Origin of the sequence: Streptomyces sp. NPDC048111, from assembly GCF_043202815.1 — a bacterium.
Taxonomy (GTDB): Bacteria; Actinomycetota; Actinomycetes; order Streptomycetales; family Streptomycetaceae; genus Streptomyces.
On the sequence record NZ_JBIDBD010000002.1, the window covers coordinates 644982 to 660770 of the forward strand.

General features: G+C 72.6%; 10 protein-coding genes. 9 read left to right on the forward strand and 1 reads right to left on the reverse strand.

The genetic code is table 11. The features are described 5' to 3' along the window. Positions 1-27 precede the first annotated feature (27 nt). The 8 genes from ACGF3I_RS07630 (at position 28) to ACGF3I_RS07665 (ending at position 13984) form a co-directional block, all read left to right on the forward strand. Positions 28-660, forward strand: a complete 633-nt coding sequence (locus ACGF3I_RS07630; RefSeq protein ID WP_393129674.1) for a hypothetical protein — start codon at positions 28-30, stop codon at positions 658-660. Between the two features lie 131 nt (positions 661-791). Beyond that, the gene (locus ACGF3I_RS07635; RefSeq protein WP_393129675.1) at positions 792-2321 is read left to right on the forward strand and encodes a DUF6801 domain-containing protein; all 1530 of its coding nucleotides are present in this window, start codon (positions 792-794) and stop codon (positions 2319-2321) included. A 151-nt stretch (positions 2322-2472) separates the two neighbouring features. Then, entirely contained in the window at positions 2473-3420 is a 948-nt protein-coding gene (locus ACGF3I_RS07640) for a hypothetical protein (protein WP_393129676.1), read from the forward strand. Between the two features lie 227 nt (positions 3421-3647). Then, on the forward strand, positions 3648-4856 hold the full coding sequence (locus ACGF3I_RS07645) for a helix-turn-helix domain-containing protein (protein WP_393129677.1): 1209 nt from the start codon (positions 3648-3650) through the stop codon (positions 4854-4856). A gap of 165 nt (positions 4857-5021) precedes the next feature. Next, positions 5022-8972, forward strand: coding sequence for a Pls/PosA family non-ribosomal peptide synthetase (locus ACGF3I_RS07650; RefSeq protein WP_393129678.1), 3951 nt, complete (start codon positions 5022-5024; stop codon positions 8970-8972). Beyond that, positions 8969-10387: a M1 family metallopeptidase gene (locus ACGF3I_RS07655; protein WP_393129679.1), complete on the forward strand. Its 1419-nt coding sequence runs from the start codon at positions 8969-8971 to the stop codon at positions 10385-10387. The genes ACGF3I_RS07650 and ACGF3I_RS07655 overlap by 4 nt, the downstream gene beginning before the upstream one ends. A 417-nt stretch (positions 10388-10804) precedes the next feature. Beyond that, entirely contained in the window at positions 10805-11803 is a 999-nt protein-coding gene (locus ACGF3I_RS07660; protein WP_393129680.1) for an urea transporter, read from the forward strand. A gap of 108 nt (positions 11804-11911) precedes the next feature. Then, a complete protein-coding gene (locus tag ACGF3I_RS07665; RefSeq protein ID WP_393129681.1) occupies positions 11912-13984 on the forward strand; it encodes an MDR family MFS transporter in 2073 nt (690 codons plus the stop codon). A gap of 189 nt (positions 13985-14173) precedes the next feature. Here the strand turns inward: ACGF3I_RS07665 and ACGF3I_RS07670 are convergent, their stop codons facing one another. Then, positions 14174-14593, reverse strand: coding sequence for a YchJ family protein (locus tag ACGF3I_RS07670; RefSeq protein ID WP_393129682.1), 420 nt, complete (start codon positions 14591-14593; stop codon positions 14174-14176). 317 nt (positions 14594-14910) lie between these two features. On the opposite strand from ACGF3I_RS07670, the gene ACGF3I_RS07675 reads away from it, so the two are divergent. Further along, positions 14911-15621 carry a GPP34 family phosphoprotein gene (locus ACGF3I_RS07675; protein ID WP_393129683.1) on the forward strand — a complete coding sequence of 237 codons (711 nt, stop codon included), beginning with the start codon at positions 14911-14913 and terminating at the stop codon, positions 15619-15621. Positions 15622-15789 lie beyond the last annotated feature (168 nt).

The window sequence follows — 15789 nt, forward strand, 5'->3', positions numbered from 1 at the left end:
GTAGCTGGTGAAATCGGAGGAATTACTGTGCGAAGTCCCCTTGGAAAGCTCGCGCTGGTGTGCGGCGCCGCGGCGGCCGCGTTCGCCCTGGCGACCGCTCCCGCGATGGCCCTCGTGCCCACGCACTGGGTCGTCGGCCCCAACTCGCCGGAGAACTTCACCGCCAAGTCCACCAATGTCGTCCTCTCCATCAACGGCATCGACATGACGTGCACGTACTCCGACGCCGCCGGCTCCCTCGCCAGTGCGACCGGCAACCCCGCGGCCGTCGGCACCATCAACCCCGTGCACTTCGGCAAGACCGGCGAGCCGTGCACCAGCTTCCTCGGCACCGTGAACACGGTCGCGAACACCCCGTGGACGCTGAACGTCACCAACTACACCGCGTCCACCGGCGTTTCGCAGGGGTACATCTCCGGCGTCAACGCCCGCGTCTCGGTGGCGACTTGCGCCTTCACGGTGACCGGCACCGCGCACGGCACCTACACCAACTCCACCGGTGACCTGAAGGTCGCCGCCACTCCCACCGAGCTGACGGTCTCGGCGCCGACGGCGGGCTGTGCGGGCGTGGTCTCCACGGGCGACCACCCGTCGTTCAACGGGGACTACTACGCGGTGGTCACCGGCACCACGACGCACCCCACCATCGTCGGCTCGTAGCAGCGGCATGACACCTCGCTACGCCCCCGGACCGTCCGGCCCGACGCACAAGGAGCCGGACGGTCCCCCCGCCGGCGGCGCGCACGCCGCCCACCCCCTCCAGGAGCCGAGCCAGTGGAGCTGAACGCAACGTGACCAGAACCCCGGGCCCGGCCGGCCGGTGGCGGAGCGTGCGCAGCCGGGGTGCGGTGGCCGCGGCCACCGTGGTCCTGGCCGCGATCGTGCCCGGCGCGGACGTCGCCCTCGGTGACCAGCGCACCAGCGCCGAACTCGGCTACACCTGTGCGTTCCCCGCCGGCCCGCAGCCGGTGACGATGCGGGTGGCGGCCGGGTTTCCGGCCCGGGCCGCGACGGGCACGCCGATCCGGCCCGCCGACGTCACGACGTCGGTGACGCTGCCCGACGCGGCCGTCGCCGAGCTCGGCAAGCTCCACGGATCCCTGACCGGGGCCACCACCCGGCTCACCACCGAGGTGGCCCAGAACGGCGCGAAGGCCCAGGCCCTGTGGCTGGGCACCGCACGCTCCGCCCCGCTCCCCTCGCCGGGCGGCGCGGTGCTCCGGTCGACCGGGGACGTACCCACCATCACCGCAGGCGGCGCCGGCGACCTCACTGTCACGGCCGGCGCGCTCACGCTCACCTTCGGCCCGGCCCCTGCCGCAGGCGGCGCCCCCGCCCCGGCTCCGCTCTCCGTGCCCTGCACCCAAGCCCCCGGGACCAAGGGTCTGCTCGCCACCGTGCCGGTCAGCGCGGCCTCCTCCGTGGCGTCTTCGGCACCCAGCACCCCCGCCGCGGGCCGGACCGCGGACGGCGCCCCCCGCCGCGCCGCTGAGAGCGCTCCCAGCATCACCCCGCCCAAGGCGCAGACCGCCAACACCGCCGCGGCACCCGCGTGTCAGGGCGACACCACCGACCCGCTCGCCCTGGCTGCCTACACCACCGGCTACTCCAACGTCACGAAGATGGGCGGCGCCTCGCTGATCCCCGTCTTCTGCGCCAAGGTCGTCCAGGGACCCAACCAGCTCAAGCGCATCGAGGTCAGACCGGGCGTCTTCGAACTGCACCTGCTCCAGAACTCGACGGGCCGGCTCGACTACCAGGGTCGCGCCCAGACCCCGCCGGGCCCGGCCACGTTCCTCACCTTCGGCTTCATGCCCACCACGGCCACGATGACCCTGGAGGCGCAGGGGCCCCTGTCCATCGAGTCCGACCTCAACAACACGGCGGGGCACGGCGAAACGTACATCAGGGCCTCCCTCGTGCTGCGCGTCTCCGACGTCAAGGTCAACGGGACACCATTGGACGTCGGCCCCAACTGCCGTACCACGGGGCCGGTTTACTCGACCGATCCCGATCCGAAGCGCGACACCAAGGACCACATGGTGCTGCTCGGCGAGCTCAAGAAGGGCACGGACACGGTCTGGCGCGGCTACTCGCTCTCCCGCGGCGGACCGCTCGACGGTTCGGTGACCATTCCGCCGTTCGCCGGCTGCGGGGTGGGCGAGGACCTGAGCCCGCTGTTCACCGCGTCCGTGTCCGGGCCCGCCAACACGGTCAAGCAGAACCAGGGCGCGCCGTGCGCCTCCGGCATCGAGGACGACCCGGCCCAGCTCTGCACCGCCGACAAGCAGCCGTCGACCATTCCGACCCCCCTGCGCTGAACCGAGCCCCCGCCCCGCGCCGCCGCGCCGCCGCACCCCGCACCGCCGCGTCAAGATTCGGCCAACTAACGTACCAAGCACGGATGTTGAGGCTCCCACCCATATAAGGACAGGACGTCGCGTGCCGTGACGTCCAAGAGGGGACGACCCGATGATTCCCGTATCCACCCGTCTGCGCACCGGACTGCTGGCCGCCTGTACGGCTCTGGCCGCCCTCGCGACGATCGGCCCGGCCTCGGCCGACGCCACCTCGGCCACCCAACTGGGCGGAGACTGGGCGCCGTTCACCCGCTGCCCGGTGGACAGCCCCGTCATGCTGGCCGCCGACGGGCGCGCCGACATCGTGCAGTGCATCGCCTCCCACGCGGCGAGCGGCTCCATCAAGCTCGGCAACACCCAGGTGGTGACCGGTGCCAGCGACCTCCAGCTGGGCGTCGTGCAGCACGCCGACGGCACGAACAGCCTGGTCGCACCGGCGGGCGGCGCGCTCATCGCCGACTCCGCCGACATCCCCGGCGGGCTGCTCGGCCTGATGTGCCCGAGCGACATCCCCGTGATCGGCGACATCTGCCGGCAGATCAGCAACGGCACGCTCAACCGTGTCGTCGCCACCGTCGAATCGGCCGGTGCGCCCACCGACTTCAACCTGACCTCGGGCGCCACCTCGGGCCGGCCGATCATCGCGATCCCGATCCGCATCCACCTCCAGAACCCGTTCCTCGGCGGCTCCTGCTACATCGGCTCCACCGCCCACCCCATCGTGCTGCACCCGCAGAACCTCACCGCCCCCAAGCTCGGCATCCAGCGCTTCGACGGCAACGGGACGCCCAACACCGCGGGGGACATGAACCGGCTCAGCCTCACCGACGCCGGGCAGACGGACACCACGTTCGCGGTGCCGGGTGCAAGCGGTTGCGGCCTGGCGGGGCTCCTCGACTGGGCGGTGAACCTCAAGACGGGGCTGCCGTCGGCGGCGGGCAAGAACAGCATCGTGCTCAACAGCGCGTCGACGTATCTGGCCGGGCTGCACGCCCCCGGCACCGTCGTGCCGGACAACGGCAAACTGCTCTCCGCGTACTGGCACTCGGCGGTGCAGTAGATCTCGCGGCCCCTCAGGTGACGGCCCGTCCAGGCTCCGGACGGGCCGTGGCGGAATCGGCCGACAACCGATGCCCGCCGGGTCGAACACCGCACCAAGTGTTGTCCAGAACCTGAGAGTTGTTCTAGGTTCAGCAGTCCGCGAAAGGTACGCACCTGTCGGTCGGTGGGAGCGCTTTCTCCATCCGGCCCTCCCCCCACCGGGCGCCGTAGTGCAAGGGGAGTGAGATGCCCACAGCCGCGCAATCACCGGACACCCAGGAGCCATTGGGACCGCTCCCACAGGAATTCGCCGCCATCATGCGGCCCGAACTGCCCGGACTGCTCAAGGAGATCGGCACGGAGGTCACCCGCGCCTATCCCGAGTACGCCCGGTTACTCGAAGGACCCTACGGCGAAGCCATCCGGGTCGGCGTCGAGCAGAACCTGACCGTCTTCGTCGACCAGGTGGCGTCCCCGAGCGCGCCCTCGACCCTGCGCGACGAGATGTGCCGCCGCTTCGGCCGCTTCGAGGCGTACGAGGGCCGGAGCCTGGAGACCCTCCAGGGCGCCTACCGGCTCGGCGCCCGGGTGGCGCTGCGCCGGGCCAAGAAGATCGGCCGGCGCTACAACCTGTCCCCCGCGCTGATGCTCAGCTTCGCGGACGCCCTGTTCACCTATGTCGAGCAGCTGGAAGCGCTCTCACGCGAGGGATACCTGGAGGTCACCTCGTTCTCCGGGGAGCGGTCCGACGCGCTCCGAAGACGGTTGCTGCATCTGATCCTGGCCGGATCCCCGGTGCCGCGCGCCGCCATCGCGGAACTCGCGGACCGGGCCCGCTGGCCCCTGCCGGAACGGGTCACGCTGGTCGCGCTCCGCTCAGGGGCGGGGCTCACCCGAGCGGCGCTGGACAACGATGTCCTGGCCGATCCGGGCGAGCCGCTCCCCCACCTCCTGGTGCCGGGCCCGGTCGACGAGGTACGGCGGCGGATGCTGGACGCGGCGCTGCACGGATCGTGGGCGGCGGTCGGCCTCGAAGTGCCCATCGGCGATGCGTCCGATTCCCTGCGCTGGGCCCGCCAGGTCCTCGAACTCGCCGCGTCCGGCGTCATCGAGAGCGATGCGGGGACGCTGTACTGCGAGGACCACCTCGTCACCCTGTGGCTGCGCTCCGATCCCGCGCTCCTCGACCACCTCGCCCGCCGCGAACTCGCTCCGCTGGACGCGCTCACACCCGGCCGGCGCGAGCGTCTCATCGACACCCTGCGGACCTGGCTCGCGACCCGGGGCACCGCCGCCCACATGGGCGAACTCCTCGACGTGCACCCGCAGACGGTGCGCTACCGGATGCGGACCCTGGAGGCCATCTTCGGCGACCGCCTCACCGACCCCGAACACCGGTTCGCCACCGAACTAGTGCTACGCGCCACCGACCTCGGCCACCGGGAACGGGCCTGAACTTGCCCCGGTCGGCGCCATAATCATCCGAATCACTTCGAAAACAACGGATAAATCTCGTCAAGTCCCAAGGCCGGAGCGAACCCGCCGCTGGATATGCCCGTCTGAGTGGGCGGATGTCCGAAGGATGTCCGTACCACCCGCACTACGCCAGAGGCATACCGTATGTCCGCGCATCTGCCGGCCGTCTTCCGCGGCGCCCCCGCCCCGTGCCCACGCACCCTGCTCGACGTCCTGGACGCGACGGCGGCCGCACACCCGGACGCCCCCGCCCTCGACGCGGGCGGCGAGCGGCTCACCTACCAGGACCTGTGCGACCGGATCACCGAGCGCGCCGTACGCCTCACCCGCCACGGCGTCGGCCCGGGCGACCGGGTCGGCGTACGGATCCCGTCCGGCACCTGCGACCTGTACCTGGCCGTCCTGGCGGTCCTGTTGTGCGGCGCGGCGTACGTACCCGTGGACGCGGACGATCCGGACGAACGCGCGGCCACCGTGTTCCGGGAGGCCGGGGTGTGCGCCGTGATCGAGGCCGGCGAGCGGATCCTGCCGGGGCCCGTGGCGCCCTTGCGGGCCCGCTGGCGGGTCGCGCGGCCCGAGGACGACGCCTGGATCATCTTCACCTCCGGTTCGACGGGGCTGCCCAAGGGGGTGGCCGTCACCCACCGCTCGGCCGCCGCCTTCGTGGACGCCGAGGCCCAACTCTTCGTGCAGGAGCGGCCGTTGGGGCCGGGCGACCGCGTACTGGCCGGACTCTCGGTCGCCTTCGACGCCTCGTGCGAAGAGATGTGGCTGGCGTGGCGGCACGGTGGCTGTCTGGTCCCCGCGCCGCGCTCCCTGGTGCGGGCGGGACATGAACTCGGCCCCTGGCTCGTCGAGCGCGGCATCACCGTGGTCTCCACCGTGCCCACCCTCGCGGCGCTCTGGCCGGACGAGGCGCTGGACGACGTCCGGCTGCTGATCGTCGGCGGCGAGGCCTGTCCCGGCGCGCTCGCCGACCGGTTCGCGGTCAAGGGCCGCGAGATGTGGAACACCTACGGGCCCACCGAGACGACGGTCGTGGCGACCGCCGCCCGCATGCTGCCCGGCGAACCCGTCCGCATCGGACTCCCGCTCGCGGGCTGGGAGTTGGCGGTCCTCGACGCCGCCGGGGAGCCCGTGCCCTACGGCGGTGAGGGCGAGCTGGTCATCGCCGGCGCCGGCACCGCCCGCTACCTCGACGCCGCCAAGGACGCCGAACGGTTCGCGCCGCTCGCCCTGCTCGACACGGACCGCGCGTATCGCACCGGCGACCTCGTCCGCGCGGAGGCGGCCGGACTCGTCCATCTAGGGCGAGCCGACGACCAGGTCAAGGTGGGCGGCCGGCGCATCGAACTCGGTGAGATCGACGCCATGCTGAGAGCGCTCCCCGGCGTACGCGCGGCGGCCTGCGCGGTGCGCGGCACCCCGGCGGGCGGCCAGATCCTGGTCGGCTACGTGGTGCCGGAGCACGGGGGCTTCCCCACGGCGCGGGCCCGCGGCTTCCTCGCGGAACGCCTCCCGGCGGCGCTGGTGCCGATGCTCGTCGAGGTCCCCGAACTGCCCACCCGCACTTCGGGCAAGGTCGACCGGGAGGCCCTTCCCTGGCCGCTGCCCGCCCAGCGCGGCCCGGCCGGCGCGGGGGGCGGCGCCGACCACGACGGTTCCACCTCCGCGCGGCTCGCCGGAGCCTGGGAGCGGATGCTGGGCGTGCACCCCGATCAGGACAGCGACTTCTTCGCGCTCGGCGGCTCCAGCCTGAGCGCGGCCCGGCTCGCCTCCGAACTGCGCGCGCACTATCCCGGGGTGTCCGTCGCCGACCTCTACCGGCGGCCGGTCCTGCGGGACATGGCCGAGCACCTCGAATCGCTCGAAGCCCCGGCCGCCGAGGCGGGCACCGTCCGGCCCGTTCCGCGCGGCGCGGGCGTGGTGCAACTGCTCGTCACCGCCGTCCTGTTCGGCATCGCGGGCCTGCGCGGGCTCGTCGCCCTCGCGACACTCGACAACGTCCTGGGGTGGCTCGCACCACACGCCTGGGCGCCGCACACCTCCTGGTGGTTCGTGCTGATCGGCACGGTGGTCCTGATGAGCGCGCCGTTCAGGTTCGCGATCGGGGGCGGCGCGGCCCGGCTGCTGACCCATGGCGTGGTGCCCGGCACCTATCCGCGCGGCGGCCACGTCCATCTGCGGCTGTGGACGGCCGAACGCTTCGTGGCCGCCTTCGGCGTGCCTTCGCTGCTCGGCACCCCGTGGGCCCGGCTGTACGCGCTCTCACTGGGGTGCCGGGTCGGCCGGGGTGTCGCCCTGCACACGATGCCGCCGGTCACCGGGCTCGCCACCATCGGCCCGGGCGCCTCGGTGGAGCCGGAGGCCGACATCAGCGGCTGGTGGCTGGATGGGGCGACGCTGCACATCGGCGCGGTCCACATCGGGGACGGGGCCCGCGTGGGCCACCGCAGCACCCTGATGCCCGGCGCGGTTCTCGGGGCGTACGCCGAACTGGAGCCCGGCGCCTGCCTGGAGGGGGAGGTGGCGGCGGGCGAGCGCGCGCTCGGCTCCCCCGCCCGCCCGGCCGAACCGCACGAACGGCTCGCCGGCGCCGACTGGCCCGCGCCCCGCACGGAGCGCTCCCGCCGCTGGGCCGCCGCGTACGCGCTCTCCCTGCTCGGCCTGCCGTTCCTGAGCCTGCTCTCCACGGCCCCCGCCCTCGTCGGCGTGTATTACCTGGTGCGCGACTGCGACACGCTCTCGGCGGTCGCCCTGCGGCTGTTCCTGGCCGCACCCGCCGTCACCGTGCTCACCACCGCGCTCTCGATGCTGACGCTCGCCGCGCTGGTCCGCGGGCTGGGCCGGGGCATCAGGCCCGGCTTCCATCCGGTGTGCGGCGGTGTCGCCTGGCGCTCCTGGCTGGTGACCCGGCTGCTCGGCGGGGCCCGCGGCAGCTTCTTCCCGCTGTACGCGAGCCTGGCGACACCGGTGTGGCTGCGCCTGCTCGGCGCGAAGGTCGGCCGGCGCGCCGAGATCTCCACGGTGCTGCCGCTCCCCTCGCTCCTCACGGTCGAGGACGGCGCCTTCCTCGCCGACGACACCCTGGTCGCCCCCTTCGAAATCCGGGGCGGCTGGCTGCGGTTGGGGACGGCGAGCGTGGGCCGCAAGGCCTTCGTCGGCAACTCGGGCATCGTCGGCCCGGACCGGCGGGTGCCCGACGGCGCCCTCGTCGGCGTGCTGTGCGACGCGCCCGCGCACAGCGAGCCGGGCAGTTCGTGGCTCGGCCGGCCCGCCCTTCCGCTGCCGCGCGTGGCGACCGCGGCCGACCCGGGTCGCACCTTCGACCCGCCGCGCCGTCTCGTCCTCGCCCGCGCCGCCGTCGAGCTGTGCCGTGTCCTGCCGCTGATGTGCTCGGTGCTGCTGGCCGAGGCCGTTCTGGTTGGTGAACAGAGCGCTCTCAACCGGGGCGGGCTGCCGCTCGCCGCGCTCGCCGGCATGGGCCTGCTCGCCGCGGCGGCCGTGGTCGCCGCTCTCACCGCGACCGCGGCGAAGTGGGTCCTGGTCGGCCGGTTCGAGCCGGGCGAGCATCCGCTGTGGTCGTCCTTCGTGTGGCGCAACGAGCTCTACGACACCTTCGTCGAATCGCTGGCCGTGCCGTGGATGGCGGGCTCGTTCACCGGCACGCCCGTCCTCAACTGGTGGTTGCGCAGCCTCGGGGCGCACATCGGGCGCGGGGTGTGGCTGGAGACGTACTGGCTCCCGGAGACCGATCTGGTCACGCTCGGGGACGGGGCGAGCGTGAACCGCGGGTGTGTGCTCCAGACCCACCTCTTCCACGATCGGATCATGCGCCTGGACACGGTGCGGCTGGCCCAGGGTGCGTCACTCGGCCCGCACAGCATCGCGCTGCCCGGCACCGATGTGGGCGCCCGGGCCTCGGTGGGCGCGGCCTCGCTGGTGATGCGCGGCGAGAGCGTGCCGCAGGACACCCGCTGGGCCGGCAATCCGATCGCGGGCGAGCAGACACCGGTCGGCCACCTCCAACCGGCAGTATCCGCACCATTGATGACGGTACGTCAGAACAGCCCCCGGGAAGGCAGCGCCGCATGACCCGGTGCACCCGGCGGTCGCTGGTGCGGGTGGCCGCGCTGTCCGCACTCGGCACCCTCACACCCGCGGACGAGGAGGCCGTGCGCCGCGCCCGCTACTTCCCGCAGCACGGCTCGTACGGACACGACACGCTCACCTACGACCTGCGTATCGCCTACGACTCCGTCTCCGGCCGGCTCGCGGGCACCGCGCTCATCCAGGCCGTCGCCCTGCGCCCGCTCGACCGTGTCGAGCTGGACCTGGCCCGGCTCAGCGCCCATGCGGCGCACATCGACGGCAAGGCCGCCCGCATCCGCCAGCGACAGGGCAAGTTGTATGTGACGCCCCATCAACTGCTGCCTTCCGGCGCGGTGTTCACCACCAAGGTGCGGTACGGAGGACGGCCGGGGCCGCTCCGATCGCCCTTCGGGAGCATCGGCTGGGACCATACAGGCGACTCGCACGACGGCACCCTGGTCGCCTCCCAGCCGCTGGGCGCGCCGTCCTGGTTCCCGTGCAACGACCGGCCCGACGACAAGGCCGCGTACACCTTCCGGGTCACGGTGCCGCGCGACCGGCAGGCGCTCGCCAACGGGACGCTCACCGAGTGCCGCAGCGAGGGTGCCACCGATGTGTGGACCTACCACCACCCCGGCCCCATGGCCACCTATCTGGCCGCGCTCTACACCGGCCGCTTCCAGCACGACAGCGTGCTCGCGCCGGGGCTGCCCGGCGGCCGGCCGGTCCCGGTGCACAACGCCTACCCTTCGCGCATCGCCGAGGCGGCCCGGTACGACCTCGGCCGCCAGCCCGACATGCTGCGGCACTTCTCGCACCTGTTCGGCCCGTACCCCTTCGAGGCGTACGGCGCGGTGGTGGTGGACGCCGACCTCGGCGCGCCGGTCGAGAACCAGACGCGCTCGGTGTTCGGCCGCAACCACATCGACGGGCGGCGGGGCTGGGAGACCCTGGTCGCCCACGAGTTGGCGCACCAGTGGTTCGGCAACAGCGTGGGTATCCGCGAGTGGCGGCACATCTGGCTGAACGAGGGCTTCGCGACGTACGCGGAGTGGCTGTGGTCGGAGCACATCGGTGAGGACAGCGCGGACGAGATCGCCCGCCGCGAATGGCGGGGCCTCGCGCGAGGCGGCCAGAACCTGCGCCTCGCCGAGCCGGGGCCGCGCCGCATCTTCGACGACCGGCTGTACAGCAGGGGAGCCTGCACCCTGCACGCGCTGCGCCTGACCCTGGGTGACGACCGGTTCTTCGCGGTGCTGCGCGGCTGGCACGCGGCGCGGCGCGGGCGCACGGGCGATACGGCCGCCTTCATCGCCCACGCCGAGGCCACGACCGGCGAGGCCCTGCACCCCCTGCTCCACACCTGGCTCTACGACAAGAAGCTGCCGGAGCTGCCGACACGGATGGCGGGGGGTTAGCGGGACGAGAGCGGGCGGCAGGTGAGAGCGGGCAGCGGGGGATGGCGGGCAGAGAGCGCTCTCAACGCCTAGGCGGACACGGGCGCGCGGAGCCATGCCGAGGCCCCGTTCGCGGCGTGTGCGACGAGTGCGGCGTGCCGGGTGCGGCTGCGGCTGCGGCTGCGGCTGGTGCCGTCGTCCGGCAGCCGTGCCGAGGCCCGTTCGCGGCGGGCCGGATGCGGCTGGTGCCTTCGTCCGGGGCTTCGGCCGGCCTGCCGTCGTCGTATACAAACCTTTCCCGCCATGCGCCCTTTTCCTCCCTCTATTCACCGTATCCACCGATGTCGGGCCCTTGCTAAGTCCCCCATGTCACCCCTTACTGTGCGCTTGGCCATGACCGGCCGATTTCACGGTTCTCAGGGGGAGGTTCGGGTGCGGATGCCGCGCGCTGGACGGGGCGGGCTTTTCGCGGTGCACGTACTGCGCGGCCAGGCACAGGTGCACTTCATGCAGAGCGCTCTCACCGGGGTGATCTTCACGGTCGCGCTGTTCGCCGCGGGCTGGCAGTACGGGCTCTACGGACTGATCGGCACCGCCATCGGCACCGGCACCGCGCAGCTGCTCGGGGTGGACCGCAGCAGGGTGTCCGCCGGGCTCGAAGGGTTCAACGCCTGCCTGGTCGCGGTCGGCTTCGCCGTGTTCCTCGGCCCCGGCCACCCCTCCACGATGGCTCTGGCGGCGGGCGGGTGCGCGGTCGTCACCGTGGTCACCGCCGCCGCCACCACGCTGCTGCGCGGCTGGGGACTGCCCACCCTGACGCTGCCGTTCTGCCTGATGGCCAGCGCGATGACCATCGCGGCACCCGGCTTCGAGCGGGTCTGGCACGGCGGCCCCGCGACCGCCGAACTGAGCCGCGCCGCCCAGGGATCCGTGGTGCTGGCCGTCGACGACATCGGGAAGGCGTTCCTCGCGAACATCGCGCAGATCTTCCTCATGCCGCAGTGGTACGTCGGCCTGATCCTGCTTGCCGGCATTTTCGCGGCCAGCCGGACCGCGGGGGCGATGGCCTGTGTCGGCAGTGCCGTCGGCGTGGTGACCGCCTGGGCGCTGGGCGCCCCGACCGCCCGGATCGTGGACGGCACCATGGGCTACAACGCCGTGCTGGTGGCGATGGCCCTGTGCGGGGTGCTGCTCGCCGCCGACCGGTGGAGCCTCGGGTTCGCGGTGGTGGGGGCGGCGGTGGCCACGGTCCTGGGGCCCGCCGTGAACGCGCTCTCCGCGCCGGCGGGCGGGCACGCCTTCACCTGGCCGTTCGTGATCACGACCCTGGTGTTCATGGCCTCCGTCCCCGCACTGCCCCGGCTGCGCCGTACCGCCCCCGCGCCCGTCCTCCCCCTCACCGAGCCGGTGGGGACGGATGTCGTGCTGGGCGCGTGAGAGCGCTCTCAGACCCCCCGGCCACAGCACAACCCGACCCCGCAGACCCCCTCACCCTCCCGGCCGACACGGCATGCGCCCCACCAGGGGCGGTGTGAGGGTGCCAGTGTGACCACCGCCAGCGAGACAGCACCCGTGTCCGCGCCACCCGTGCTCGATGTCCGGCAGCGGAACATCGTGTTCGGCACGATCATGCTCGGCATGCTGCTGGCCGCGCTCGACCAGACGATCGTGGGCACCGCGCTCCCCACCATCGTCTCGGACCTCGGCGGCGCCGCCCACATGTCCTGGGTGGTCACGTCCTACCTCCTCGCCGAGACCGTCGCGACCGCGCTGGTCGGCAAGTTCGGCGACCTGTTCGGCCGCAAGGTCGTCTTCCAGGTCTCCGCGATCATCTTCATCACGGGCTCGTTCCTGTGCGGCCTCGCCACCAACATGACGCTGCTCATCGCCTGGAGAGCGCTTCAGGGCATCGGCGCGGGCGGGCTGATGGTGACGGCGATGGCGCTGATCGCCGATGTGATCCCGCTGCGCGAACGCGGCAAGTACCAGGGCGCGATCGGGGCCGTGTTCGGCGTCTCGACCGTCATCGGCCCTCTGCTCGGCGGTCTGTTCACCGACCATCTGAGCTGGCGCTGGGCGTTCTACGTCAACGTACCCATCGCCATCGTGGTGGTGATCGCGGCGGCCCGGAACATCCCCTCGATCCGCTCCGCCGGCAGGCCCGTCATCGATTACCTGGGCATCGGCCTGGTGGCGGTCGGGTCCAGCGCCCTGATCCTGGCGACGAGTTGGGGCGGCAACGAGTACGCCTGGGGCTCACCGACGATCATCGCCCTGTTCGCGGGCGGCCTGATCGCGCTCGCGCTCTTCTGCTGGGCGGAGACCCGCGCCGTCGAGCCCATGCTGCCGATGCGGCTGTTCCGCAACCCCGTCTTCACGGTGTGCTCGGTGCTCAGCTTCATCGTGGGCTTCGCGATGCTCGGCGCCATGACGTTCCTGCCCACCTACCTCCAGTACGTCGACGGGGACTCCGCGACCGTCTCCGGGGTACGCACCCTGCCCATGGTGGTCGGCCTGCTCATCGCGTCGGTCTTCAGCGGCAATGTGGTGAGCAAGACGGGCCAGTACCGGATCTTCCCCATCGTCGGCGCACTGGTGATGGGGGCGGGCCTGTATCTGCTCTCCCTGATGGGGCCGGACGTCGGGGCCTGGCTGGAATCGCTCTACATGTTCGTGCTCGGGCTCGGCATCGGGCTGTGCATGCAGGTGCTCACCATCGCGGTGCAGAACACGGTCGACTACGCGGACCTCGGGACGGCGACGTCCGGGGTCACCTTCTTCCGTACGCTCGGCAGCTCGTTCGGCACCGCCGTCTTCGGCACCATCTACGCCAACACCCTGCGGCCGAACCTCCAGGACGGCGTGGCCGCCGCCGTGAAGGCCGGCGGCGGTGACCCGGCCCGGCTCGCGGCGGCCGCGCAGTCCCCGGCCGGGCTGCACCAACTGCCGCCGGAGGCCTCCGCGCCCATCGTGCAGGCGTACTCCGACAGCCTCCACACCGTGTTCCTGTGGACGGTGCCGGTCGCCGCCGTGGGCTTCCTGGTGGCGCTGTTCCTCAAGCAGGTCGAGCTGCGCGACACCGCGCGGTCCGCCTCCACCGACATGGGCGAGGGCTTCGCCCAGCCGACCACCGGCGATTCCGCGAAGGTGCTCGAACTCGCCGTGGGCAAGATCGTCCGCAACGCCGACATGAGCACCGCGCGGCGGATCGTGGCATCGTCCGACACCCGGCTCGACGTGGCCGGCGCCTGGGCGGTCATGCAGGTCGAGCAGCACACGCGCACGGTCGGCCACGCGAGCCTCGGCCTGATCGCGTCGCGCCGTCACGTGCCGCCGGAGGTGCTCGTGCCGGTGTTCCAGCGGATGGTCGAAGAGGGCTACCTCAGCCGCGAGGGCACGTACTTCTCGCACACCGCGGCCGGTGAGCGCGAGGTCGACGCGATCACCGCGTCCTGGTCGAACTGGCTGAACGAACAGCTGGAGAAGGACCGCGGCCGCCCGCGCAGCGCGGAACTGCGCGCCGCGGCGGACGCCATCGCCAAACGCCTGATGGCCGAGGACCTGGCGAACGGGCTGCCCCCGGCGCGGGTGACGACGGGAGCGACGCTCGCCTCCTGAGCGACTGCCGCCGCAGCGGCAGTCGGTGCGGCGAGCTGCGGGTCGCCCCTTGAGCAGCGGGTCGCCCCGCGAGCATCGGTACGGGGCCGGGCCACGCGCGCGGCCGACCCGGCGGCCGAACCGTCCTCAACCCCCGCCCGTCGCAAGCGACTTGGGCAGTTCACGCACCGGCAGACCGTACGGAACCACTCAGTCCGTGAACACCGCGTCGAGATAGACCCAGGCGCCGTCCACCCGCGAGAACCGGCTCTGCTCATGGAGGGAACCCTCCTCGCCGCCGTGGGTGTAGTGCGCGCGGAAGGTGACCGTCCCGGTGGAGTGGAAGGCGCTGCCGTCGGTGGTGTTCAGGATCTCAAGCCGGGTCCAGCGCATGCCGGGGTCGAGGTCGAGGGTGGCCGGGCGGGTGTCCGGGTGCCAGGTGCGCAGGAGATACGGCCCGTCCTGGACGGCGAAGGCGCTGAACCGTGAGCGCATCAGCGCCTCGGCGGTCGGCGCTTTGGCAGCGCCGGAGTGGTAGCGGCCGCAGCACTCGGTGTACGCGGCGGGCAGCCCGCAGGGGCAGGACGTGGGGACGGCGGGGCGTGCGGGGCGCGGGGTGCGACGGGACATGCCCCTATCTGACCACAGCCCGCCGGGCCCGCCCCGCGCCAACCGCTCCCCGCCCCGCGCCGACCACTCCCGCCCCCGTGCCGACCACTCCGGCACCGCCCCGCACCAGCCCTGGAGCGCCCTCTGCCGCGGCGCCGCGCAACCTCCCTAAGATGCCCGCATGCCATGGTCCCCCTACGCCCCTCCAGCACCGCGCGGGGAAGACCACAGCCCCCGGGGCGCCCCACCCGCTCACCGCGGCCCCCACTCGGAACGAGCGCCCCGCACCCGGCCGCACCTCGCCCCGCACCCACCACGTCTTCGACAGGGAACGCGACATGACCACAGCACGGGACCTGCTGATCGTCAGCATGGACACCACCACCGGCGCCCACTCCGTCGGGCAGGGCGACCTGTCACTGGCGCTCGCCGGAGCCGAGTTGCTCGACCTCGCCGACGCCTTCGCACTCACCCTGGACGGGGACCGTATCGTCCCCGGACCTCCTCAAAGCGGCCTGAACGACCGCCAGTTGAGTCAGGCAGCGGCGGCCCTCGTCCGGCAGGAGCCGTACGAGTCCGTCGAGGACTGGCTCTGGCGTCGGGGCCGCGGCCTGTACGCGGAGTACCTCGCCGCTCTGGAGACGGACGGCGGGGTGACCCGCGAGCAGCACCGCTGGATCCCCCTGCGCTCCGGCCGGGCGGCGGTGACCGACTCGCCGGACCGGCGGGCCGCGGTCGAGCGGTGGACCTCGGGCGAACCCGTCCTGGCCGCCCTCGCGGTCGCCGCGCGGCTGCGCGACCAGGCCTCCGAAGGACCTCAAGGACCTGAAGGATCGGAAGGTCCCGAAGGGCCTGGACGACCCGAAGAATTCGAAGGGCTCGAAGGATTCGACCGGCCCGAGGGGCCGGAGGCGCTCGCGGCCCTGGCCGGCGACACCGTGGTGACCGTGGTGACGGCCGTGGACGACGCCGTCACGGAACTGGCCGCCGTGCGCCAGCGGCGCAGCATCGAGGACGCCGCCTTCGACAACATCTGGCGCGGCCAGTGAACCGCCGGCCGATGACCCGCCCCGGCGCCGGCACCCCGGCATCGGCGGAGGCACCCGTGCCGCATGCCGCACTCCCCCATACGCGTAGCCGACCATCGCCCACTATCGGCCATACGTGGAGTTACCACCGTTAACCCTGCGCCACGACCCCTACGGTGATCGCTCTGC

What these genes read in the sequence shown, in the direction of transcription:
- ACGF3I_RS07640 (WP_393129676.1), top strand. Translation starts at nt 2,473, where the DNA reads ATGATTCCCGTATCCACCCGTCTGCGCACCGGACTGCTGGCCGCCTGT.
- ACGF3I_RS07645 (WP_393129677.1), top strand. Translation starts at nt 3,648, where the DNA reads ATGCCCACAGCCGCGCAATCACCGGACACCCAGGAGCCATTGGGACCG.
- ACGF3I_RS07650 (WP_393129678.1), top strand. Translation starts at nt 5,022, where the DNA reads ATGTCCGCGCATCTGCCGGCCGTCTTCCGCGGCGCCCCCGCCCCGTGC.
- ACGF3I_RS07655 (WP_393129679.1), top strand. Translation starts at nt 8,969, where the DNA reads ATGACCCGGTGCACCCGGCGGTCGCTGGTGCGGGTGGCCGCGCTGTCC.
- ACGF3I_RS07660 (WP_393129680.1), top strand. Translation starts at nt 10,805, where the DNA reads ATGCCGCGCGCTGGACGGGGCGGGCTTTTCGCGGTGCACGTACTGCGC.
- ACGF3I_RS07670 (WP_393129682.1), bottom strand. Translation starts at nt 14,593, where the DNA reads ATGTCCCGTCGCACCCCGCGCCCCGCACGCCCCGCCGTCCCCACGTCC.
- ACGF3I_RS07675 (WP_393129683.1), top strand. Translation starts at nt 14,911, where the DNA reads ATGACCACAGCACGGGACCTGCTGATCGTCAGCATGGACACCACCACC.